This window comes from Klebsiella sp. X1-16S-Nf21 (assembly GCF_002837615.1).
Classification (GTDB): domain Bacteria; phylum Pseudomonadota; class Gammaproteobacteria; order Enterobacterales; family Enterobacteriaceae; genus Klebsiella; species Klebsiella variicola.
The window spans coordinates 39,273-62,169 of record NZ_PJDK01000022.1; the positions used below are offsets into that span (position 1 = coordinate 39,273).

The 22,897-nt window shown below is 58.0% G+C and carries 21 protein-coding genes; 5 read left to right on the top strand and 16 right to left on the bottom strand.

The window, feature by feature from the left end; all coding sequences use genetic code 11:
- Positions 1 to 59: 59 nt before the first annotated feature.
- From aphA to dnaB, 4 genes are all read right to left on the bottom strand, one after another.
- Positions 60 to 773 carry an acid phosphatase AphA gene (gene aphA / locus CW267_RS12450; protein ID WP_008807296.1) on the bottom strand — a complete coding sequence of 238 codons (714 nt, stop codon included), beginning with the start codon at positions 771 to 773 and terminating at the stop codon, positions 60 to 62.
- Between the two features lie 193 nt (positions 774 to 966).
- On the bottom strand, positions 967 to 2,160 hold the full coding sequence (tyrB, locus tag CW267_RS12455) for an aromatic amino acid transaminase (RefSeq protein WP_008807297.1): 1,194 nt from the start codon (positions 2,158 to 2,160) through the stop codon (positions 967 to 969).
- A gap of 176 nt (positions 2,161 to 2,336) precedes the next feature.
- Positions 2,337 to 3,416, bottom strand: coding sequence for an alanine racemase (gene alr / locus CW267_RS12460; protein ID WP_008807298.1), 1,080 nt, complete (start codon positions 3,414 to 3,416; stop codon positions 2,337 to 2,339).
- Positions 3,417 to 3,447: 31 nt separating this feature from the next.
- Positions 3,448 to 4,863 carry a replicative DNA helicase gene (dnaB, locus tag CW267_RS12465; protein ID WP_008807299.1) on the bottom strand — a complete coding sequence of 472 codons (1,416 nt, stop codon included), beginning with the start codon at positions 4,861 to 4,863 and terminating at the stop codon, positions 3,448 to 3,450.
- 169 nt (positions 4,864 to 5,032) lie between these two features.
- Between dnaB and CW267_RS12470 the strand changes: the two genes are divergently transcribed.
- A complete protein-coding gene (locus CW267_RS12470) occupies positions 5,033 to 6,016 on the top strand; it encodes a quinone oxidoreductase (RefSeq protein ID WP_046621913.1) in 984 nt (327 codons plus the stop codon).
- 181 nt (positions 6,017 to 6,197) lie between these two features.
- Here CW267_RS12470 and pspG read toward each other — a convergent pair whose 3' ends face one another.
- The 3 genes from pspG to CW267_RS12485 form a co-directional block, all read right to left on the bottom strand.
- Positions 6,198 to 6,440, bottom strand: coding sequence for an envelope stress response protein PspG (pspG, locus tag CW267_RS12475; protein WP_012543188.1), 243 nt, complete (start codon positions 6,438 to 6,440; stop codon positions 6,198 to 6,200).
- 139 nt (positions 6,441 to 6,579) lie between these two features.
- Positions 6,580 to 7,578, bottom strand: a complete 999-nt coding sequence (gene dusA, locus CW267_RS12480) for a tRNA dihydrouridine(20/20a) synthase DusA (protein WP_049138258.1) — start codon at positions 7,576 to 7,578, stop codon at positions 6,580 to 6,582.
- A 100-nt stretch (positions 7,579 to 7,678) separates the two neighbouring features.
- A complete protein-coding gene (locus CW267_RS12485; RefSeq protein WP_002884935.1) occupies positions 7,679 to 8,167 on the bottom strand; it encodes a cupin domain-containing protein in 489 nt (162 codons plus the stop codon).
- 249 nt (positions 8,168 to 8,416) lie between these two features.
- Between CW267_RS12485 and zur the strand changes: the two genes are divergently transcribed.
- The gene (gene zur, locus CW267_RS12490) at positions 8,417 to 8,932 is read left to right on the top strand and encodes a zinc uptake transcriptional repressor Zur (protein WP_012543190.1); all 516 of its coding nucleotides are present in this window, start codon (positions 8,417 to 8,419) and stop codon (positions 8,930 to 8,932) included.
- A gap of 95 nt (positions 8,933 to 9,027) precedes the next feature.
- On the opposite strand, the gene CW267_RS12495 is transcribed toward zur, so the two are convergent.
- The 4 genes from CW267_RS12495 to CW267_RS12510 form a co-directional block, all read right to left on the bottom strand.
- Positions 9,028 to 9,237, bottom strand: a complete 210-nt coding sequence (locus tag CW267_RS12495; RefSeq protein ID WP_004206293.1) for a CsbD family protein — start codon at positions 9,235 to 9,237, stop codon at positions 9,028 to 9,030.
- Positions 9,238 to 9,472: 235 nt separating this feature from the next.
- Positions 9,473 to 10,789 (bottom strand): MATE family efflux transporter DinF, encoded by a 1,317-nt coding sequence (dinF, locus tag CW267_RS12500; protein WP_008807305.1) that lies wholly within the window; start codon positions 10,787 to 10,789, stop codon positions 9,473 to 9,475.
- Between the two features lie 69 nt (positions 10,790 to 10,858).
- The gene (gene lexA / locus CW267_RS12505) at positions 10,859 to 11,467 is read right to left on the bottom strand and encodes a transcriptional repressor LexA (RefSeq protein ID WP_004206291.1); all 609 of its coding nucleotides are present in this window, start codon (positions 11,465 to 11,467) and stop codon (positions 10,859 to 10,861) included.
- A gap of 122 nt (positions 11,468 to 11,589) precedes the next feature.
- The gene (locus tag CW267_RS12510) at positions 11,590 to 11,958 is read right to left on the bottom strand and encodes a diacylglycerol kinase (RefSeq protein ID WP_008807306.1); all 369 of its coding nucleotides are present in this window, start codon (positions 11,956 to 11,958) and stop codon (positions 11,590 to 11,592) included.
- Positions 11,959 to 12,086: 128 nt separating this feature from the next.
- On the opposite strand from CW267_RS12510, the gene plsB reads away from it, so the two are divergent.
- The gene (gene plsB / locus CW267_RS12515; RefSeq protein WP_008807307.1) at positions 12,087 to 14,510 is read left to right on the top strand and encodes a glycerol-3-phosphate 1-O-acyltransferase PlsB; all 2,424 of its coding nucleotides are present in this window, start codon (positions 12,087 to 12,089) and stop codon (positions 14,508 to 14,510) included.
- Between the two features lie 57 nt (positions 14,511 to 14,567).
- Here the strand turns inward: plsB and ubiA are convergent, their stop codons facing one another.
- The 5 genes from ubiA to malK all read right to left on the bottom strand — a co-directional run bounded on the left by ubiA (position 14,568) and on the right by malK (position 19,660).
- The gene (ubiA, locus tag CW267_RS12520) at positions 14,568 to 15,434 is read right to left on the bottom strand and encodes a 4-hydroxybenzoate octaprenyltransferase (protein WP_008807308.1); all 867 of its coding nucleotides are present in this window, start codon (positions 15,432 to 15,434) and stop codon (positions 14,568 to 14,570) included.
- A 12-nt stretch (positions 15,435 to 15,446) separates the two neighbouring features.
- Positions 15,447 to 15,944 carry a chorismate lyase gene (gene ubiC, locus CW267_RS12525; RefSeq protein ID WP_008807309.1) on the bottom strand — a complete coding sequence of 166 codons (498 nt, stop codon included), beginning with the start codon at positions 15,942 to 15,944 and terminating at the stop codon, positions 15,447 to 15,449.
- Between the two features lie 187 nt (positions 15,945 to 16,131).
- Entirely contained in the window at positions 16,132 to 17,061 is a 930-nt protein-coding gene (gene malM, locus CW267_RS12530; protein ID WP_008807310.1) for a maltose operon protein MalM, read from the bottom strand.
- 114 nt (positions 17,062 to 17,175) lie between these two features.
- A complete protein-coding gene (locus CW267_RS12535; RefSeq protein ID WP_008807311.1) occupies positions 17,176 to 18,465 on the bottom strand; it encodes a maltoporin in 1,290 nt (429 codons plus the stop codon).
- An 85-nt stretch (positions 18,466 to 18,550) separates the two neighbouring features.
- The gene (gene malK / locus CW267_RS12540) at positions 18,551 to 19,660 is read right to left on the bottom strand and encodes a maltose/maltodextrin ABC transporter ATP-binding protein MalK (protein ID WP_008807312.1); all 1,110 of its coding nucleotides are present in this window, start codon (positions 19,658 to 19,660) and stop codon (positions 18,551 to 18,553) included.
- 370 nt (positions 19,661 to 20,030) lie between these two features.
- On the opposite strand from malK, the gene malE reads away from it, so the two are divergent.
- On the top strand, positions 20,031 to 21,221 hold the full coding sequence (gene malE, locus CW267_RS12550; RefSeq protein WP_008807313.1) for a maltose/maltodextrin ABC transporter substrate-binding protein MalE: 1,191 nt from the start codon (positions 20,031 to 20,033) through the stop codon (positions 21,219 to 21,221).
- Positions 21,222 to 21,338: 117 nt separating this feature from the next.
- Positions 21,339 to 22,883: a maltose ABC transporter permease MalF gene (malF, locus tag CW267_RS12555; protein ID WP_008807314.1), complete on the top strand. Its 1,545-nt coding sequence runs from the start codon at positions 21,339 to 21,341 to the stop codon at positions 22,881 to 22,883.
- The last annotated feature ends 14 nt before the right edge of the window (positions 22,884 to 22,897 follow it).

A 22,897-nucleotide genomic window follows, 5' to 3' on the forward strand; every position in this document is an offset into this window, starting at 1 on the left:
TGATTTTGCATAAAAAAACGGCAGCGCTACCGCTGCCGTTTATCGCGTTCAGGCGATCGTCAGTATTCGGAATTGACGATCACTTCTTCGCCCAGCGCCCCGGCCATCGGCAGCGGCTTATAGGAGGAGTTGGCGGCCCGCAGCACGCGGATCCCACGGGCGCCGGCCTCACGGGCAGCGGTGATGTCGTTATCCGAATCGCCGTAGAAAACCTTTATCTGCTTCGCCTGCAGCCACTGGGTCTTGGTGTTCTGGCCAGGCTTATCACCGGCGAAAATCACCGGATTCATATTGGCGGCCGGAATGAGAAAATCATCCTGCAGGGTTTTAGAAACGGTTTCTGTTTTGGTCTGGCTGCGGCCGGTGACGAACCAAATGCTGTCCCCACGCTTCACATGCATCGCAATCAGCTGGCGCGCCACCTCTTTCGGCATGCTGAATTCATCCCAGCCGTTGTTCATTTTTTCCCAGAACTGCGGGTTTTTCAGGTAATCCTCACTGCCGGGGGAGAAAGTTTTTTGCCCGCGCCAGAAGCCCGGACTGGAGAAGAGGACGGTGTCATCGATATCAAAACCGACGGCCATCGGCGGCCGCCCCAGCAGGCTGTTCTCGATTTGCGCCACCGAAACCCAGTGGATCGGCGCCTGCTCGGCCAGCTGGGCCACATTGGTGCCCACCCACAGCGGCTGTGGCGTGGAGGCGCGCGCCACAACGGCGCTGTTCAGCGTGAACAAAAGAGAAGCCGCCGCAAAGGCGAGAGTAAGTTTGCGCATATTTATCCCTAAATCTATCAATCATTATTATTTTTAATAATGTGCATGCTTAGCAACGCCCCGACCTTACCCGCCGATCGCGTGGATGAAAAGCCTTTTTCGCGTAGATGTCATAGAAAAAGAGGATGATCACAATCAGAGAGGAGGTTGCCGCTGCCCGTTGACCGGCAGCGGCAACCCACTGGAGAGCGGCTTACATCACCGCAGCAAAGGCTTTCGCCACCTGCTGAACATTACGTGAGTTTAACCCTGCCACGCACATACGACCGCTGGCAATCAGGTAGACGCCAAACTCGTCGCGCAGACGATCGACCTGCGCTGCGCTGAAGCCGGTGTAGCTGAACATCCCGCGCTGCTTAAGCAGGTAATCCACCTTGCTGCCCGGAGCAACCTGCTGCAGCGCGTCGACCAGCGCCTGGCGCATGGTCAGGATGTGCGCGCGCATGGCGTCCACTTCCGCCTGCCAGGTGGCTTTCAGAGCTGCATCGTTCAGCACCGTCGCCACCACCTGCGCGCCAAAGCTTGGCGGGCTGGAGTAGTTGCGGCGCACGGTGGCCTTCAGCTGACCCAGCACGCGGCCTGCAGTTTCGCTGTCTTCACAGACCACTGACAGGCCGCCGACACGCTCCCCGTACAGGGAGAAAATCTTGGAGAACGAGTTGCTGACCAGCATCGGCATCCCGGCGCTGGCGATGGCGCGAATGGCGTAAGCATCCTCTTCCAGCCCCCCGCCAAAGCCCTGGTAGGCGATGTCGAGGAAGGGGATCAGCTGACGCGCTTGTAATACCTCAACCACGCGGTCCCACTGGGCTGGCGTCAGGTCGGCGCCGGTCGGGTTGTGGCAGCAAGGGTGCAGCAGCACAATATCGCGCGCCGGCAGCGTTTGCAGCGTCGCCAGCAGGTCCTCAAAGCGCACGCCGTTGGTGGCTTTGTCAAACCAGGGGTAAGTACTTACTTCGAAGCCAGCCCCTTCAAAAATGGCGATGTGGTTTTCCCAGGTCGGATCGCTGACCCAGACATGAGACTCCGGAAAGTAGCGTTTGAGGAAGTCGGCCCCGACCTTCAGCGCGCCCGAACCGCCGACCGTCTGAATGGAGGCAATGCGGTTTTGCTTAAGCGCGGTATGCTCTGCGCCAAACAGCAGCGGCGCAATCGCCTGACGGTAGCCGCTCAACCCTTCCATCGGCAGATACAGCGAGGCGCCATGCGGCCCGGCGTTCAGGCGTGCTTCCGCTTCCGCCACCGCCTGCAGCTGCGGGATAATGCCGTCATCGTTGTAGTACAGCCCGATACTCAGGTTGACTTTGTCGCTTCGCGGATCTTCTTTGAAGCGTTCCATCAGAGAAAGAATAGGGTCGCCGGCGTAGGCGTCAACTTTTTGAAACACGCGATGTATCTCCAGGTTTACATAGGGCAGGTTCTTACACAATAAACCGGATATGACGACAGGTCGAGAGGATGTTGAGGGGAAAATGACCGCGAGGTGGCATAAACCGCTTTTTCGCTCGCGGCTGTGCCGATGGCGTACCGGATAACATCAGGGTTATCCGGTACGGCTGGTGCTTAGTCGAGGTATTTCATGGCGACGCGGGAGGTCAGTCGCGTAATAAGTTCGTAAGCACTCACTTTCGTTATCTCGGCGATGCGCTCTACCGGGAGTCCCTCTCCCCACAGCACTACCGCGTCGCCGGCTTTATCCTGGGCCTGCGGTCCGAGGTCAACGCAGATCATATCCATCGCTACCCGGCCGACAATCGGCACTTCCCGGCCATTGACCAGCACCGGCGTGCCCGACGGCGCGGCGCGCGGATAACCGTCGCCATAGCCCATCGCCACCACGCCGAGACGGGTATCGCGTTCGCTGATCCAGGTGCCGCCGTAGCCGACGGGCTCCCCTGCTTTATGCTCGCGCACCGCAATCAGGCTGGACGTCAGGGTCATCACCGGCTGGCAGCCAAAATCTTTCCCGGTGGAGCGATCGTCCAGCGGCGACACGCCATACAGGATAATCCCGGGGCGCACCCAGTCGTAATGCGATTGCGGCCACAGCAGAATGCCGCCCGAGGCGGCGATAGAGCGCAGCCCCGGTTTGCCTTCGGTAAAGGTGGTGAAGATATCCAGCTGGCGTTCGGTGGCGCCGCAGGTCGGCTCATCGGCGCGGGCGAAATGGCTCACCACGTTCACCGGCTGGCGGACGTTTTTACACTGGCTCAGACGCTGATAAAACGCCTCGGCTTCCTCCGGGCGCACCCCTAAGCGATGCATGCCGGTATCCAGCTTCATCCACACGGTTACCGGCTCGGGGAGATCGGCTTGCTCCAGCGCCGCCAGCTGTTCGGGGCTATGCACCGCCGTATGCAGGCGCTGGGCGGCGATCACCGCCAGGTCTTCCGCAGCAAAAAAGCCTTCCAGCAGGAGGATCGGCTGGGCGATGCCTCCTGCTCGCAGGCGCAGCGCCTCTTCCAGGCGGGCGACGCCAAAGGCGTCGGCGTCGGTCAGCGTTCGCGCGGTCTCAAGGAGGCCGTGTCCGTAGGCGTTCGCTTTCACCACCGCAACCAGTTTGCTGGCAGGCGCCAGGTCACGCAGACGTTGCAGGTTGTGTCGCAGAGCGCGGCGGTTGATGACTACAGTTGCCGCTTGCATTTGAATTCCTTAAAAAAAGACAGACAGAGGTTTACTCATCGTCATACTGAGGACCGGCATAATTATCGAACCGCGACCACTGGCCGTTAAAGGTCAGTCGCACGGTGCCGATCGGGCCGTTACGTTGTTTACCAATGATAATTTCCGCGATGCCTTTAAGATCGCTGTTCTCGTGATAAACCTCATCACGGTAAATGAACATGATCAAGTCGGCATCCTGTTCGATGGATCCGGACTCACGCAGGTCGGAGTTGACCGGGCGTTTATCGGCGCGCTGTTCCAGCGAGCGGTTCAGCTGCGACAGCGCCACCACCGGCACCTGCAGCTCTTTCGCCAGCGCCTTCAGCGAGCGGGAGATTTCGGCGATCTCAAGGGTACGGTTGTCGGAGAGCGACGGCACGCGCATCAGCTGCAGGTAGTCGATCATGATAAGCCCGATGCCGCCGTGCTCGCGGGCGATACGCCGCGCGCGGGAGCGCACTTCCGTCGGCGTCAGGCCGGAGGAGTCATCGATATAGATATTGCGTTTTTCCAGCAGGATGCCCATGGTGCCGGAGATCCGCGCCCAGTCTTCATCGTCCAGTTGACCGGTACGAATGCGGGTCTGATCGACGCGCGACAGCGAGGCCAGAGAACGCATCATGATCTGTTCCGAGGGCATCTCGAGACTGAAGATGAGTACCGGCTTATCCTGCAGCATTGCCGCGTTTTCCACGAGGTTCATCGCGAAGGTCGTTTTACCCATCGACGGACGGGCGGCGACAATAATCAGATCCGACGGCTGCAGGCCGGCGGTCTTTTTGTTGAGGTCGTCGTAGCCGGTATTCACCCCGGTGACACCGTCATGCGGCTGCTGGAACAGCTGTTCGATACGGGCGACGGTGGCATCAAGCACATCGGCGATGTTTTTCGGCCCTTCGTCTTTATTGGCACGGCTTTCGGCGATTTTGAAAACCCGGGATTCGGCGAGATCGAGCAGATCTTCGCTGGTTCGCCCCTGCGGGTCGAAGCCGGCTTCGGCGATCTCGTTGGCCACCGAAATCATCTCGCGCACCACCGCGCGTTCGCGCACGATGTCAGCATAGGCGCTGATGTTAGCCGCGCTGGGCGTGTTTTTGGACAGTTCGGCCAGGTAGGCGAAGCCGCCGACGCTGTCCAGCTGCCCCTGACGCTCCAGCGACTCCGCAAGGGTGATCAGGTCAATCGGGCTACCTGACTCCTGCAGACGCGCCATCTCGGTAAAGATATGACGATGCGGACGAGTATAGAAATCTTCCGACACCACGCGTTCGGCGACGTCGTCCCAGCGCTCGTTATCCAGCATTAAACCGCCCAACACCGACTGCTCCGCTTCAATCGAGTGCGGCGGGACTTTCAGCCCGGCGAGCTGCGGATCGCGTTCGCGGGTTTCTGTCTGTGGTTTGTTGAAGGGTTTATTTCCTGCCATAGCCTAACATTTCACCGATACGGAAAAGAGCGTGACAGTATAGCGAGAAAGCCATTGCCGCTAAAGAACCCATTAAGCGTGGCAGGCCTGAGGCGGATAAGAAAATCCGTCGCTGCCGCCGCAGGCTGTTAAGCTTACTGGATAATCTCAGAACAACACAGGAGCGAACATGGCAACACGCATCGAATTTTCAAAACACGGCGGGCCGGAGGTGCTTCAGGCGGTTGAGTTCACGCCCCGCGATCCTGCGGAACATGAAATTCAGGTCGAAAACAAAGCCATCGGTATCAACTATATCGACACCTATGTTCGTAGCGGCCTCTATCCGCCACCATCGCTGCCGAGCGGTCTGGGCACCGAGGCAGCCGGCGTCGTCAGTAAAGTTGGCCATGGGGTAACGCACATTAAGGTAGGCGATCGGGTGGTGTACGCGCAGTCGGCGCTCGGCGCCTACAGCACGGTACACAATGTGCTGGCCGACAAAGCCGCGGTCCTGCCGGACGCCATCTCTTTCGAACAGGCCGCGGCATCGTTCCTGAAAGGATTGACGGTCTGGTATCTGCTGCGCAAAACCTATGAAATTAAGCCTAATGAAGTGTTCCTGTTTCACGCGGCCGCCGGCGGCGTGGGGCTGATTGCCTGTCAGTGGGCGAAAGCGCTGGGCGCGAAACTTATCGGCACCGTCGGCAGCGCGCAGAAAGCGCAGCGTGCCAAAGAGGCTGGCGCCTGGCAGGTGATTAACTATCGCGAAGAGCAAATCGTGGAGCGGCTCAAGGCACTTACCGACGGTAAGAAAGTGGCCGTGGTCTACGACTCGGTGGGAAAAGATACTTGGGAAGCCTCTCTGGACTGCCTGCAGCGACGCGGCCTGATGGTCAGCTTTGGCAACTCCTCCGGCCCGGTGACCGGCGTCAATCTGGGGATCCTGAATCAGAAAGGTTCTCTGTACGTCACCCGCCCATCGCTGCAGGGCTATATCACCAACCGGGAAGAGCTGGCGGAAGCCTGCAGTGAACTGTTTTCACTGATCGCCAGTGGGGTAATCAAAGTGAACGTACCCGAGAGTCAGACCTATCCGCTGACCGAGGCCCGTCGGGCGCATGAAGTTCTGGAAAGCCGGGTAACTCAGGGGTCTAGTCTGCTGCTGCCGTAAGCGGACAAAGGGACAAAAGTTTAGGGCTTCCACCTGGGAAGCCCTTACTTTTTTTTAGTTCGGCTGTATGTAGGGTACAGCGCGATGAATTCGTTAACGCGCTAATAGTGACAGATTTGCTCAGTAATGCCTACGCGGTTGTCTGCAAAATTGTTCAGGTTGTGACAGACCCCTCAATACCTTAGTAACGCCAACGGTTATTGTCGCGAAAAGCGTTTCCGTTCGGGGATTTCAGCGCCCGAATAATCCACACCACCACCACGGCCAGCAGCAGCCACGGCAGTAATTTGATCATCAAGGCAAACAACCCGCCGACGAACATCAGCGCGGTAGCGACCACGATAGCCGCGATAATCCCCAGCAGCGATACGCCGGTCACCAACAGCATGACAAAAAATCCAATGACAAATAGCAGTTCCAGCATGGTTCTCTCCCCAACGAATGAATACTTCACTCTGCAGGTATTACAAAAAGCATGCCAAACATAAACATTTGACTTTAAAAGAAAACGCCCCGCGTCAGTGCGCGAGGCGTGGTCAATTTCACCAGGTTTTCGTCAGAAATTAACGTTTATCGGCCACCAGCTTCAGAGCATGCTCCAGCACCGCAATATCGGCGCCGGCTTTATGCGCGTTCTCGCTCAGGTAGCGACGCCACTGGCGAGCGCCGGGGATGCCCTGAAACAGCCCCAGCATATGGCGGGTAATATGGCCCAGATAGGTGCCATTGCTGAGCTCACGCTCAATATACGGGTACATGGCTCGCACCACCGCCACCGGATCGGCATCCGCGCCGGCGATGCCGAAAATTTCGCGGTCGACCGAGGCCAGAATACCCGGGTTCTGATAGGCCTCACGCCCGACCATCACCCCATCCATATGTTCAAGCTGCAGTCTGGCTTCGTCCAGCGATTTGATCCCGCCGTTAATCGCCATCGTCAGGTGGGGGAAGTCGCGCTTCAGCTGCCAGACGCGGGGGTAATCCAGCGGCGGGATCTCGCGGTTCTCTTTTGGGCTCAGGCCGGAGAGCCAGGCTTTGCGGGCGTGAATAATAAACATCTCACACTCGCCCTTGCCGGAGACCGTCTCAATGAAATCGCACAGAAACTCATAGCTATCCTGATCGTCAATCCCGATACGGGTTTTCACCGTGACCGGAATCGACACCACATCGCGCATCGCCTTGATGCAGTCGGCCACCAGTGGCGCATTGCCCATCAGACAGGCGCCAAACATCCCGTTCTGCACGCGGTCGGAGGGGCAGCCGACGTTGAGATTGATCTCATCGTAGCCACGCGCTTCAGCCAGCTTCGCGCACTGCGCCAGGGCCTGCGGATCGCTGCCGCCGAGCTGCAGAGCAACCGGGTGCTCTTCTTCGCTATAGGCCAGATAGTCACCTTTGCCGTGAATAATCGCCCCCGTGGTCACCATTTCGGTATACAGCAGCGTATGCCGCGACAGCAGCCGCAGGAAGTAGCGGCAGTGTCGGTCAGTCCAGTCGAGCATCGGCGCGATGGAGAAGCGGTGAGCAGGGAAAACAGGTGACGTTGATTCAGGCATCATGGCGAATAAATAAGCATCCGGGTAAAAAGGGGCGCTACTATAGCACAAAGATAAACCACAGGCGCATAGTGCGCCGCGCTTCGCCCCTTCCCCGGGTCGATTACTTTTTCCGCGGCTTGCCGTCGTGTGGACCGAAGAATTGCGGCGGATGGTCAACCCAGCGATCCTGGCGCGTCGCGGCATAGCCTGGATTGAGCGGATAATAGATGCGGTTGTATTTCTTGTTGGCCTCGCCCACCACCAGCAGACGAACCTCCTGCTCGGTGTTATTGAGGAAAGTGTGGCAGATACCGGTACCCGCGGGAAAACCCACGCTGTCCCCCGGCTCCAGCTTCCAGAGATAGCCGTTTATCCACACTTCCGGATAGCCCTCCAGCACGTAGATGAACTCTTCCTCATCGCTCTCCGCGTGCGGGTACGAGGTGCGCCGCCCGGGCGGCAGTCGCTCGTGGTGGATCCCCAGCCGGTTGAGACGTAAACCGCGCCCCAGCGGCGCGCCAATCGAAAAACGCTCCGGGCTGTCGGGATAAGTGGCATCGTCGGGCCCTTCCAGTTCGCGCCAGTGGCGAATGCAATCAGGTCGTTTCATCGTTTTCTCCCGAAAATGAGACACTTCAGATATAGCATACCCAGGGTCATGCGTGTTGCGATTAAATCGGGCAGGACGGTTTTAGCGATCGACTAAGGCGTAGTCTGCACGAAAGTCAGCGGCCAGCACCCGGAACTGGCGCAGGTACCGACAATCTGAAGTATGACCCGTATCACCTGCCGGCGCTCGGTGTTTTCTGAGGAACGTGATAAAGTAACAGATTCAAATTCACGCAACCCGAGGATGCTCATGGATAAGACCCCTTCGCAAGAGATGTTAGCGCATGCTGAAAAGCTATGCGCGCAGCGCGGCGTACGCCTGACCCCACAGCGTCTGGAGGTGTTGCGCCTGATGAGCCTGCAACAAGGGGCGATCAGCGCCTACGATCTGCTGGATCTCCTGCGTGACAAAGAGCCGCAGGCTAAACCGCCGACGGTTTACCGCGCGCTGGAGTTTTTACTCGAGCAGGGTTTTGTTCATAAGGTTGAATCGACCAACAGCTATGTGCTGTGCCATCTCTTTGACCAGCCGACCCATAGCTCAGCCATGTTTATCTGTGACCGCTGTGGCGTGGTGAAGGAAGAGGCGGCGGAAGGGGTGGAAGATATCATGCATACGTTAGCGGCCAGAATGGGCTTTGCCCTGCGCCACAACGTGATTGAAGCTCACGGCCTTTGTGCAGACTGCGTGGAAGTCGAAGCCTGCAGCACGCCGGGACACTGCCAGCACGACCATTCCATTCAGCTGAAAAAGAAAGCCCGCTGAGCGTCAGCCGCAGCGGGAAACAGGGTTAACGGCGCATCCTTACGCCATTCAGACAGGCACTAACACAAATGCTTTATTCTTTGAGCCACGGAACGCTACCAGCGGTAGTCGTTTTTATGCTCCCAGTCTGAGACTTCTTTCTCAGCCTGATCCTTCGCATAGCCGTACCGTTCCTGAATTTTACCGACCAGCTGATCGCGCTTACCTTCGATCACGGTCATATCATCATCGGTAAGTTTGCCCCACTGTTCCTTGGCTTTACCTTTCAACTGTTTCCAGTTACCGCCGATTTCGTCTTTATTCATGATAACGTCCTCATCATTCGGTGGGTTTACAGCCCGTTTTGTACCGGACATGGTATTAACTATAGATGAGAATGCTGGTACCGATTCGTTATTCGGAATTTTTAACCATCATACCGATGGGTAAGGCTGAGGCGATTTTCCCGGCTTGCGCTACGCTGAGCCGGGCTACTGAGTTGCCCCGGTAAGCGGCGCGCAACCGCGGGAATTCATAGATGGCCGTGATGAACGGCAATGACTAGCTAAACCAGGTGCCGTGTCGCCAGTGGCGACGCCAGATCAGCGCCAGAGACAGGCCGCGCAGGGCGAGGAACACCGCCAGCGCCAGCCACAGACCGTGGTTACCGAGCAGCGGGACCGAAAGCAGCGTTACAGCAAACCCCGCCGCGGCGACCGCCATGCTGTTCCGCATCTCCGCGCCGCGTGTGGCGCCGATAAACATGCCGTCCAGCAGATAGCACCAGACGCCCACCACCGGCAGGATGGCCTGCCAGATCAGATAGCGATCGGCCAGCTGCTGCAGAGAAGGCAGCGAGGTTAACAACGCGATGATGTACTCCCCCGCCAGGCTATAAATCAGGGCAAACGCCAGCGCCACCATGCCAGACTGCCGGCAGGCCGCCCGCCAGACTTCCAGCAGCTGGCTGCCGTCGCGCGCGCCGTAGGCCTGGCCGGAGTGGGCCTCCACGGCATAGGCAAAACCATCCAGCGCATAGGCGGTAAAGGTCAGCATGGTCATCAGTACCGCATTGACCGCCACAATGTCGCTGCCCAGACGCGCGCCGTACACGGTCAGCGCGCCAAAGCACAGCTGTAGCAGCAGGGAACGCAGCATGATGTCCCGATTCAACGCCAGCAGACGGCGCAGATCCCCGCGCCAGGCGTTTTTCAGCATTGCCAGCGACACGCCGCGCAGCGTCAGCACCCGCTTCGCCATCATCAGGCCAATAATGAGAGTGGCATACTCCGCGGTGACCGTGGCCAGCGCCGCCCCCTGGACGTTCATCCGCAGGCCCATCACCAGCCACAGGTCGAGCACAATATTGAGCAGATTACCGACCACCAGCAGAATCACCGGCGCCCGGGCGTACTGGACTCCCAGCAGCCAGCCGAGCAGCACCAGATTGGCCAGCGAGGCGGGGGCGCTGAGCCAGCGGATTTCGAGAAACCGTCTCGCCTGCTCAAGCACCGCCTCACTGCCGCCGACAATATGCAGAGCGAGGTTAATCAGCGGCAGGCGAAACAGGATGATGAGAACCCCGGCGCCCAGCGCCAGAGCCAGCGGCTGCACCAGCGCCCGCGCCAGTCGCAGCGGATCTTTGGCACCCCAGGCCTGAGCGGTGAGCCCGGTGGTGCTCATGCGCAAAAACAGCAGCAGCATGAAGAGGAAACTGGTAGCCGTCGCCCCAACCGCGACGCCGCCGAGGTATACCGGGCTGTCAAGGTGGCCGATCACCGCGGTATCCACCAGCCCCAGCAGCGGGACGGTGATATTGGAGAAAATCATCGGGATCGCAAGGCGCCACAGCGCTTTATCGGCAGCGTTGAGCAGCATGTTCGGAGACCTGATTGAGGACAAACGTCGCAGCGTCATGCATCAGATGACGCTGCGCAGGGGCAGGCGTTACAGCCATTCTCCATTACGGATCACGCCAACGGCCAGACCCTCAATGGTAAAACTCTGCTGACGCAGATCGACAACGATAGGGGTAAATTCGCTGTTTTCCGGCAACAGTTCGACGACGTTACCCTGCTTTTTCAGGCGCTTCACCGTCACTTCGTCGTCAATGCGCGCTACCACCACCTGGCCGTTACGCACGTCCTGGGTTTTGTGGACCGCCAGCAGATCGCCATCAAGGATACCGATGTCTTTCATCGACATGCCGCTGACGCGCAGCAGGAAATCCGCGTTGGGTTTAAACATCGACGGGTCGACCTGATAGTGCCCCTCAATGTGCTGCTGCGCCAGCAGCGGCTCGCCGGCGGCGACGCGGCCGATCAGCGGCAGGCCATGTTCTTCTTCCGTCAGCAGGCGGATACCGCGAGAAGCACCGGAGACGATCTCGATCGCGCCTTTACGCGCCAGCGCTTTCAGGTGTTCTTCCGCCGCGTTTGGGGAACGGAACCCCAAGCGCTGAGCAATTTCCGCACGCGTCGGCGGCATGCCCGTCTGGCTGATATGATCCCGAATGAGATCAAACACCTCTTGCTGCCTGGTCGTTAACGCTTTCATTCCGCCCCCTGGGTGTATATACAGTTATGCTGTGAGTATATACAGCTACCGGTGATTTTGGAACCACATGGCACACAAAAATCGGCAGATTGTTTATATTTTGCGAGGCTTAGCGAAGAACGTTAATGATAATGGCTCCACAGCAGCGTTCCCCAGGTGATCAGTGCGATGATAATCGCCAGCAGGACCGCCGCCGATCCCATGTCTTTGGCGCGCCCTGAAAGCTCATGATATTCCGAGCCTATACGGTCCACGACCGCCTCAATCGCGCTGTTGAGAATTTCGACTATCATCACTAGCAGGACCGACCCAATCAGCAATACGCGGGTAATGGCGTCGACGTCCAGCCAGCAGGCTATCGCGACGGCCACGATGGCGGCGATACCTTCCTGACGAAACGCGGCCTCGTTGATCCACGCTGCGCGAAATCCTTTCCAGGAGTAACCTGCCGCCTTAATGATTCGGGTTAACCCGGTGGTATTATTGGCCATCACAAAACCTTTTTACGTAAATGACGTCGATGAGTGTACGCGTTTGCCGCGTGGTAACGGAAATTTTGCCCACTTTCTGTTATTCTTGCCGCGCATTTGCATGATTAACCAGAGGCTTCACATCGTTTATGTCCGGCTGGCAACGAATTTACTATAAATTACTGAATTTACCATTACGGGTGCTGGTAAAAAGCAAGTCTATTCCGGCAGAGCCTGCCCAGGAATTAGGACTCGATACCTCGCGTCCGGTCATGTACGTCCTGCCCTATAATTCCAAGGCGGACCTGCTGACGCTGCGCGCCCAATGCCTGGCGCATGATTTACCCGACCCGCTTGAACCGCTGGAGATCGACGGCGCGCTGCTGCCGCGTTACGTATTCATCCACGGTGGGCCGCGCGTGTTTACCTATTACACGCCAAAAGAAGAGTCCATCAAGCTGTTCCACGACTACCTCGATCTGCACCGCAACCATCCGGACCTCGATGTGCAAATGGTGCCGGTTTCGGTCATGTTCGGCCGCTCGCCGGGTCGTGAGAAAGGAGAAGTCAATCCGCCGCTGCGGATGCTGAACGGCATTCAGAAATTTTTCGCCGTCTCCTGGCTCGGCCGCGACAGTTTCGTGCGTTTCTCGCCTTCCGTGTCGCTGCGCCGCATGGCGGATGAGCACGGTACCGATAAGATCATCGCCCAGAAGCTGGCTCGCGTCGCCCGGATGCACTTTGCCCGCCAGCGCCTGGCCGCCGTCGGCCCGCGTCTGCCGGCCCGCCAGGATCTGTTTAATAAACTGCTGGCCTCGAAAGCGATTGCCCGCGCGGTGGAAGACGAAGCGCGCAGCAAGAAAATTTCGCATGAGAAGGCTCAGCAGAACGCTATCGCGCTGATGGAAGAGATTGCCGCGAACTTCTCGTACGAGATGATCCGCCTGACCGACCGCATTCTCGGCTTCACCTGGAACCGCCTGTACCAGGGGATCAACGTGCATAACGCCGAGCGCGTGCGCCAGCTGGCTCACGACGGCCATGAGATTGTCTATGTCCCCTGCCACCGCAGCCACATGGACTATCTGCTGCTCTCCTACGTCCTGTATCATCAGGGCCTGGTGCCACCGCATATCGCGGCGGGCATCAACCTTAACTTCTGGCCAGCCGGGCCGATCTTCCGCCGCCTGGGCGCGTTCTTCATCCGCCGCACCTTTAAGGGCAACAAGCTCTACTCCACGGTGTTCCGCGAATATCTTGGCGAGCTGTTCAGCCGCGGCTATTCCGTCGAGTATTTCGTCGAAGGCGGCCGCTCCCGTACCGGCCGTCTGCTCGATCCGAAGACCGGTACGCTGTCGATGACCATCCAGGCGATGCTGCGCGGCGGCACCCGGCCGATCACTCTGGTGCCTATCTACATCGGCTATGAACACGTGATGGAAGTAGGCACCTACGCTAAAGAGCTGCGCGGCGCCACCAAAGAGAAAGAGAGCCTGCCGCAGATGGTGCGTGGCTTGAGCAAGCTGCGCAACCTTGGCCAGGGCTATGTCAACTTCGGCGAACCACTGCCGCTGATGACCTACCTTAACCACCATGTGCCGGAGTGGCGGGAAGCCATCGACCCGATCGAAGCCATCCGCCCTTCCTGGCTGACGCCAACGGTGAACAACATCGCCGCTGACCTGATGGTGCGCATCAACAACGCCGGCGCGGCCAACGCCATGAACCTGTGCTGCACGGCGCTGCTGGCCTCGCGTCAGCGTTCACTGACCCGGGAGCAGCTCACCCAACAGCTGGAGTGCTACCTCGCGCTGCTGCGCAATGTGCCCTATTCGCCAGATGCGACGACACCTTCCGCTTCGGCCAGCGAGCTTATCGACCACGCGCTGCAAATGAACAAGTTCGAAGTGGAGAAGGACACCATCGGCGATATCATCATCCTGCCGCGCGAGCAGGCGGTGCTGATGACCTACTATCGCAACAACATTGCCCATATGCTGGTGATACCGTCGCTGTTAGCCGCCCTGGTGACTCAGCATCGTCAGCTCAGCCGCACCGAAGTGCTGCGCCATGTCGAAACGCTGTATCCGTTCCTCAAGGCCGAGCTGTTCCTGCGCTGGGAGAAAGCAGAGCTGGCCGGGGTGGTGGATGCGTTGATTGCCGAGATGCTGCGTCAGGAGCTGATCGTCGTCGATGGCGAGGTGATGAGCCTCAATCCGTCGCACTCTCGCTCCCTGCAACTGCTGGCCGCTGGCGCGCGCGAGACGCTGCAGCGCTATGCCATTACCTTCTGGCTGCTGAGCGCCAACCCGTCGATCAACCGCAGTTCGCTGGAAAAAGAGAGTCGTACCGTGGCCCAGCGCCTGTCGGTGCTGCATGGCATTAACGCGCCGGAGTTCTTCGACAAAGCGGTGTTCAGCACCCTGGTGCTGACCCTGCGCGATGAAGGCTACATTAGCGACACCGGCGATGCCGAGCCGGAAGAGACGCTGAAGGTTTATCGGATGCTGGCGGACTTGATTACGTCGGATGTGCGGCTGACGATTGAAAGCGTCACGCAGGATGACGCGTAACGCGGTGTTTTCTGCCCTCGCTTCCCCCCGATACACCGGGGGGAAGCGGACAGGGGATTACAGGTAGCTCATCGCCAGGCCCAGGAATAGTACCAGCCCGACGTAGTTATTGTTCATAAACGCTTTGAAGCAGTTATCGCGCTCGCGATTGAAGATAAGCTTCTGCTGCCAGCCAAACAGACCTGCCGCGACAAACAACGACCAGTAGTATTCCCAGCCCAGCCCATTCAGCCAGCCCACCGCGCCCATCAGCGCCAGCACGGCCACCTGCAGGATACCGATAATCAGACGATCGTTTTCGCCGAACAGGATCGCCGTGGACTTGATGCCGATCTTCACGTCGTCATCGCGATCCACCATCGCATACTGGGTATCGTAGGCCACCGCCCACAGAATGTTGGCGAGGAACATCAGCCAACAGCTCAGCGGCAGCGATTCGCTAACGGCCGAGAAGGCCATCGGGATCGACCAGCCAAAGGCGGCCCCCAGCACCACCTGCGGCAGATGAGTGTAGCGCTTCATAAACGGGTAGACCCACGCCAGGGCCAGCGCCGCGACCGACAGCAGAATGGTCATGGTGTTGAGGGTGAGCACCAGCAGGAAGGAGAGCAACACCAGAACGATAAACAGCGTTCGCGCCTCTTTCTCGGTAACGTCGCCGCTCGGTAGCGGACGACGGGCGGTACGCTTTACGTGACCATCAAATTTTCGATCGGCATAGTCATTCACCACGCAGCCGGCGGCGCGCATCAGCCAGACGCCGGCGACGAATACCGCCAGGATCCACAGCGGCGGGACGCCCGGCGAGGCCACCCACAGCGCCCACAGCGTCGGCCACAGCAGCAGCAAAGCGCCGATCGGTTTGTCAGTGCGCATCAGGCGATGAAACGCCAACAGCTTATTCTGCGACAGACTCCACTCCATTTTTTCTTCCTCTTAGTACAACGGCGACGCAGGCAAAAACAGCTCGGTCAGCAGCAGGGGTTTGCCGCTCAGCCGCAGGCGGGAACGACGCCCCCACAGCGCTGCATCGCGACCAATTTCAATAAAATCGCGGGTTAATGTCGACGACGTGAACAGGTATCGGCCCAGCGGGATCTGCCCGAGCTGCTGTAGCGCCAGCTCCGGACCACACAGTGTCGACTCCGGCACCACCGTGCGCCCGGCCAGCCAGGGTTCGCCATCGGCATTGAGTATAATCTCCCGCAGCCAGTAGCGCGGCTCGTCAGGTAGCAGCGCCGCTTCGTCAGTCAGCGCCTCACGCTCAATATACCCTTCGTTAATCAGGGTCACGGTGACCTGCTTTCCTTGTTGCTCAAAGCGCTGGGTCATTGAGTCCTCCAGCAGCAGCCAGTCACTCAGGGGCGGCGCCAGGGATGGCATAACGGCAAAATAGCGCAGCGCACGCAGTCGCGTAAGCGCAGGATGGGACATGCCTGATTCTCCGGTACATAACGTGAAAGCATTGTATCGCAGAATAGGCGGTTGGTGGCGGGCAAACGTCAATATACGATCATTCACGCAACAGCCATGCAACAGGCTGCCGCGCGTGCAAAAAAAGGTGCATCCCGAAGGATGCACCTAAAGGCTGTGCCTAAACATCAGCATTGTGGGGAGACGATTACCCCTTGCCTTTTACACTGCTGATAAAGGTGGAACGAGCGGATTTCGAGCCGAGGCGCTCAGCTTCGTTCATCAATTTCAGGGCTTTGTCGATGTCACCTTGTTTCACCGCCTGCTTAATACCGTTGTTGAAGTAGGTTTCGGTATCGCTGAGCATCGGTTCGCTTTTGGCTGCCGGTGCAGCAGCAGCAGCGGCGGCTGGCGCGGCCACCGGCGCGGCGGTATTGCCTACGGTGACCGGACCCGGGCCGGAGGAGCCGAACAGCGGGCCCACCAGCACGCTGGAGGTGCTATTGGTTTTCACTTTCAGCTTCAGCACGCCATCGGTGGTATGTTTAGCGATCGGATCCGGGATATCCGGGGCCGCATTGCCGGCGCCTTTGGCATAGGCTTTCGCCGGATCCAGTAGGGTCGTGGTCTGCTGGAGATCTTTTTCAGTGGTAAACACCAGCACATAGAGTTTTTGCTGGCCCAGCGCCGGGGTCAGGCGCATCACGCCGCCCAGGCGGTCAGCGGTCATGACGCCCGGCTGCTGATAGGTAAAGTAGTTGCTGGGGAAGAACGCCGCTGGCGTCATGTTCTGATCCAGAATCAGCACGTTCGGCGCAAAAATCTGCTTATGTTTGTTCAGTTCGCTGTCGAGCGTCAGGGTCAGCTCACCGATATTGGCCGGTACGCTCCAGGCGGCGACCGGTCCGACGATCCCCGGGACATCCAGGCGTTGACCGCCGGTGGTTAAATCAACGCTCTGCGTCTTTGATTGATCGGCAGGCGTCCAGATCAGCTGCTGCAGCGCGCTGGCTGGAATAGACGGCGCGGCGCTGGTGTTCTGCGGTACAAAGTTAACATCGGCAAGGCTCATCCCCGGCACGCATGCCAACATCCCTGCGGATAAACACAGAGCGACGAGAGTTTTCTTCATTTTCATTCTTCTCACCTTGGATAGCATCGGTTTAGCGGTAGCCAGGCAATAGCGCGCTAACCCTGAATAGTCAGGAGGGGCTGACGCCCCTCCCAGGTTACACCCGTCCTGCGGACGGTATTACCACCACACTTCCATCTGGGCACCGAAGGTAACTTCGCTGTCGTCACCGCGGCTGGAGGTGTACATGCCGCTTCCGCTGCTGTCTTTGGTCTGCAGACCGGAGGCGTTGCTGTAACCCCAGTTTTCATCCCACTTCGCGTAGGTTGCGAAAATACGGATAGCCGGACGAGACCAGACGCTGTTGCCTGCCTGCCACTGTTGAGCCAGAGTAATTTTGTACTGGTTGTTGTTTTCGCTGGTACGCTGGGATTTCACGTTGTCGTAACCGATTTCCAGCTGGGTGCTCATGATCGGCGTCCATTTGTACATCGGACGGACACCCACGGTGTACCAGGTCGAACCGTTTTTGCTGTCCAGGTCCACGTCCTGGTACATCGCCACGTACATCAGGCCCCAGTCATCGTTGAAGTCCATCGCACCGTGATCCAGAACGCGGATCATGCTGCCGTTGTTATCGATGCTGGTCCCTTGAGAGTGGCCGCTGTTCCAGGAGGTCATTGCGTCGGTCGCGTACTGAACGACAAACTTGTTGAAGCCGCCCCAGATGGACTGAGTATGTTCACCGGTCCACATCCAGCCGTCTTTCGACGCGCCGTCTTCCAGGCGGTAGTCATCCTGCGGGTTCGCACGGCCGTAATCGACGCCTAACTCCAGCACGCCGCCCGGGTTGGTTTCCAGGCCCGCCAGACGGATGTCAAAGACGTCGTTGGCCGTTTTCGCTGCATATTTTTTGGTGTCATCGCTGGAGAAGGTATAAGAACCGCCGCTTTCTGAGTTACGGGTAGCGGCCAGAGAGAGCTTACCGAAGCCAAGGTCAACGTTTTCCAGACCTGCACCCGGGCCGGAGATATCCCAGTAGTAGAAGTCGATCATGTGAACGTCATGACGCTGATAGAAGCGTTTACCCGCCCACAGCGTGGAGCCCGGCAGCCAGTCGATCAGGTTTTTACCCTGGATGTTGGCTTCACGGAACGCCGGAGAGGTGCTTTCCCAGTCATCTTCCTGATTCACGGAATAGGCAACGTTAGTATCGAAATAAAAACTCTTATCCCCTTCTTTCCACAGTTCCTGGCCCAGCTTCAGTTCCGCATAGGTTTCACATTCGTTACCAAGACGGTATTTACTTTGAGCACCGGTCGCTTTGAAGCACTGTTGCTCGCCGCCGCTGCCGGTCCAGCCAATGCCGGAACGCGCGTAGCCATGGAAATCGACAGCCAGCGCCTGAGCAGACATTACGCCTGCTGCGACGGCGACCGCCAGAGGAAGTTTGCGCAGAGTAATCATCATTCTATCTCCTGAGATCATTGCTTTTCTTTGAACGCTTCGCCGGTGTACCGCCTGCCGGGTTCGCGCCTTTTTTTAATGGGAAGCCTTACACGCCCGGCTCTTTATGCAGCCGACGACAAGCGGTGCCATCCTCACGGAATAAGTGGCAACGTTCTGGCGGCAAACCGATGGCGAATGTGGCTCCCTCTTCTACCAACACCACGTCGTTCTGGCGGTAAACCAGGTTCTGACGGATGGCGGGGATCTGGATATGAATTTGCGTTTCATGACCGAGCTGTTCGACGACCTGAACCTCGCCTTCGAGGGTCACATCGGCGATATCGCTGGGCAGTAAATGCTCCGGGCGGATACCTAAGGACATGTTGGCGCCCACCTGAACGTTGGCGCTGTCCACCGGCAGCCAGACTTGCTGACGGTTCGGCAGTTCTACCTGCACCTGATCGATAGCCGTCGCCGTGACTTTGACCGGCAGGAAGTTCATCTTCGGCGAACCGATAAAGCCAGCAACGAAGCGGTCAGCCGGATAGTGATAGAGCTCCAGCGGTTTCCCGACCTGCGCCACACGGCCGGCGTCCAGAACCACGATCTTGTCGGCGAGGGTCATCGCTTCCACCTGATCGTGGGTGACATAAATCATGGTGCGGGCCAGTCGCTTATGCAGACGGGAGATCTCGATACGCATCTGGACGCGCAGGGCGGCATCCAGGTTAGAGAGCGGTTCATCCAGCAGGAAGACGCTTGGCTCTGCCACCAGCGTACGACCGATCGCCACACGCTGGCGCTGACCACCGGAAAGCGCTTTCGGTTTACGCTCCAGGAGATGCGCCAGCTGTAAGACCTCAGCCACCTGAGTCACACGCTGGTTAATAACCTCTTTTTTCGCGCCGGCCAGCTTGAGGCCGAAAGACATATTTTCGGCAACGGAAAGATGGGGATAAAGCGCATATGACTGGAATACCATGCCGATGCCACGTTCGGCTGGCGGCACGTCGTTCATCCGGGTATCGCCAATAAACAGATCGCCGCTGGTGACGGTTTCCAGTCCGGCAATCATACGCAGCAGGGTGGATTTGCCGCAGCCCGACGGTCCAACAAACACGACGAACTCCCCATCCTGGATCTCGAGATTGATATCTTTAGATACCACCACGTCGCCCCAGGCTTTCGTTACATTTCGCAGCTGTACGCTCGCCATGCCCTTCTCCCTTCGTTACAACCTGTCACTTAAAGACACATTCAAGATGGGTCGACTATGCGGCATTCCTTAGGCTGGCAAATCCTCCACCCCCCGGCTTTTTTATGGGGGAGGAGATGGGAGGATGAGAGATTGCCTCTCGCCGCGGGGGATGGCGGACGCAGCGTGATTTCGTGATGGGGACGACAAAATTGGGCACTTTTTTCTGTGCTCCAGGACGCAATACGGCCGTTTTTGCAATGGAGATCACACAACCAGCGGGTGGGGCGTAGACCTGGGGAGGATGGAAAGGGGTTGTTAAAAAAGGAAACTCATCATCGTTAAGCCACCGAAGTGTATCCACGAGTACATCACCAAATAGGACGGGTATATGAAAATCAAAACTGGCGCTCGCATCCTCGCGCTGTCAGCACTGACCACGATGATGTTTTCCGCCTCTGCCCTCGCAAAAATTGAAGAAGGTAAGCTGGTTATCTGGATTAACGGCGACAAAGGCTATAACGGCCTCGCTGAAGTGGGTAAAAAGTTTGAAAAAGACACCGGCATTAAAGTTTCCGTAGAGCATCCGGACAAGCTGGAAGAGAAGTTCCCGCAGGTTGCGGCGACCGGCGACGGCCCGGACATCATCTTCTGGGCGCATGACCGTTTCGGCGGCTACGCACAGTCCGGCCTGCTGGCTGAAATCACCCCGGACAAAGCGTTCCAGGACAAACTCTATCCCTTCACCTGGGATGCCGTGCGCTTTAACGGCAAACTGATCGCCTATCCGGTGGCGGTTGAAGCCCTGTCCCTGATTTATAACAAGGACCTGGTGCCGAACCCGCCGAAAACCTGGGAAGAGATCCCGGCGCTGGATAAAGCGCTGAAAGCGAAAGGTAAGAGCGCGCTGATGTTCAACCTGCAAGAACCGTACTTCACCTGGCCGCTGATCGCTGCCGACGGCGGGTACGCCTTCAAGTTTGAAAACGGCAAATATGACGTGAAAAACGTCGGCGTAGACAGCGCAGGCGCGAAAGCGGGTCTCACCTTCCTGGTTGACCTGATCAAGAACAAGCACATGAATGCCGACACGGATTACTCCATCGCGGAAGCCGCCTTCAACAAAGGCGAAACCGCCATGACCATCAACGGTCCGTGGGCGTGGTCTAACATTGATAAGAGCAAGGTTAATTACGGCGTCGCCCTGCTGCCGACCTTTAAAGGCAAACCATCGAAACCGTTCGTTGGCGTGCTGAGCGCCGGTATCAACGCCGCCAGCCCGAACAAAGAGCTGGCGAAAGAGTTCCTCGAAAACTACCTGATGACCGATCAGGGTCTGGAAGCGGTTAACAACGACAAACCGCTGGGTGCTGTCGCGCTGAAATCCTTCCAGGAGAAACTGGAAAAAGATCCGCGCATCGCCGCCACCATGGCGAACGCCCAGAATGGCGAAATCATGCCTAACATCCCGCAGATGTCTGCCTTCTGGTATGCCGTTCGTACCGCGGTAATCAACGCCGCCAGCGGTCGCCAGACGGTCGATGCTGCACTGAAGGATGCACAGAGCCGTATCACCAAGTAAGAAAACGGCGGGTGGCGCTTGCGCTTACCCGCCCTACCACTACGGCTCGGACCGTAGGTCAGGTAAGCGAAGCGCCGCCTGACAAATAAGTTTTCACCGCTGTAGAGGATGATCCCCATGGATGCCGTTAAAAAGAAACACTGGTGGCAAAGTCCGCAACTCACATGGTCTGTGATTGGCTTACTGTGCCTGCTGGTGGGTTACCTTGTTGTTTTGATGTACGCCCAGGGGGAGTACCTGTTCGCCATCATGACGCTGATTTTAAGCTCAGTTGGCCTGTATATTTTCGCTAATCGCAAGGCTTATGCCTGGCGCTATGTCTATCCCGGCCTCGCCGGCATGGGTCTGTTCGTCCTGTTTCCGCTGATCTGTACCATTGCCATCGCCTTCACTAACTACAGCAGCACCAACCAGCTGACCTTTGAACGTGCGCAGCAGGTGCTGATGGATCGCTCTTTCCAGGCTGGCAAAGCCTATAACTTCACGCTGATCCCGGCGGGGGACGAGTGGAAACTGGCCCTGACCGACGGCGAGAGCGGTAAAAACTACCTTTCCGACGCTTTTAAATTCGGCGGTGAGCAGAAGCTGGCGTTAAAAGAAACCGATGCCCTGCCGGAAGGCGAGCGCGTCAGCCTGCGCGTCATTACCCAGAACCGCACCGCGCTGAACCAACTGACCGCGGTGCTGCCGGATGACAGCAAAGTGATCATGAGCTCGCTGCGTCAGTTCTCTGGCACTCAACCGCTGTATACGCTTAGCGAAGATGGGGTGCTGACCAACAATCAGACCCACGTTAAATACCGCCCGAACAATGACGTAGGCTTCTACCAGGCGATTAACGCCGACGGCAGCTGGGGCACTGAAAAGCTGAGCCCGGGCTACACCGTGACGATCGGCTGGGATAACTTCACTCGCGTCTTCCAGGACGAAGGTATCCAGAAACCGTTCTTCGCTATTTTCGTCTGGACCGTGGTGTTCTCGGTGCTGACGGTGATTTTGACCGTGGCCGTGGGAATGGTGCTGGCTTGTCTGGTGCAGTGGGAAGCACTGAAAGGCAAAGCAATTTACCGCGTCCTGTTGATTCTGCCGTATGCCGTACCGTCGTTTATTTCGATTCTGATTTTCAAAGGGCTGTTCAACCAGAGCTTTGGTGAAATCAATATGATGCTCAGCGCGCTGTTCGGCATTAAGCCGGCCTGGTTTAGCGACCCGACCACCGCGCGCACCATGATCATCATCGTCAATACCTGGCTGGGCTATCCGTACATGATGATCCTGTGCATGGGGTTGCTGAAGGCGATTCCGGACGATCTGTACGAAGCGTCGGCGATGGATGGCGCCGGTCCGTTCCAGAACTTCTTTAAAATTACGCTGCCGCTGCTGATCAAACCGCTGACACCGCTGATGATCGCCAGCTTCGCCTTTAACTTTAACAACTTCGTGCTGATTCAGCTGTTGACCAACGGTGGTCCGGACCGTCTCGGCACCACCACCCCGGCCGGTTATACCGACCTGCTGGTGAGCTACACCTATCGCATCGCCTTTGAAGGCGGCGGCGGTCAGGACTTCGGCCTGGCGGCGGCTATCGCAACGCTTATCTTCCTGCTGGTTGGCGCGTTAGCGATTGTGAATCTGAAAGCCACGCGCATGAAGTTTGATTAATTGGAATAACCAGG